General features: G+C 57.9%; 1 protein-coding gene. It reads right to left on the bottom strand.

Going from position 1 to position 515, the window contains the following annotated elements:
- Positions 1-41: 41 nt before the first annotated feature.
- On the bottom strand, positions 42-515 hold a 474-nt coding region (locus tag B0W88_RS33385; protein WP_233151925.1), incomplete at its 5' end, for a hypothetical protein.

Raw genomic sequence — 515 nt, 5'->3', positions numbered from 1 at the left:
TGCGTTCAGCCGCGCCGTTAGGCGTCGGCTGGAACTGCGGGTTAGGCTGCATTGTGCGACGCCTTCCAGCGCTTTCGCAGATGCAGCGAGGTGATGACTACCCAAGCGAACCAGGCGAGCGGTACCAACCAATAGCTTTGCCATGCCAGCCAATGCGTCACGGTCAGTGGCACGGAAAGTACGGCTCTGCTGAACGGATAGGCATCGAACATCACCGGAACCAGGAACAGTTCGAAGGCGACCCAAGGAAGACCTAGCAGCACCACAAATAGGACAGGCCATCCGAGCAAGCGAGCGGCTGCGGACAGAGTGAACTTCAGTCTGGAAGAAGACCCAGCCATTGTGAAGATCGAAAGAATTCCAAGAACAAGAACGGGAACCAAGCCAAACAGTAACCAAGCTCCGAAGGCTTCCGGCATTCGAGTCAGCATCTCTCCCACGGTGTCGGCAATGGGGCTCATGTGCCGCCTAACGATTGCGTTCAGCCGCGCCGTTAGGCGTCGGCTGGAACTGCG

It is taken from the genome of Pelomonas sp. KK5, assembly GCF_001984095.1.
Lineage (GTDB): Bacteria > Pseudomonadota > Gammaproteobacteria > Burkholderiales > Burkholderiaceae_C > KK5.
Note: the sequence above shows the minus strand (reverse complement) of the source record. Positions and strands in the feature narration are given on the sequence as shown.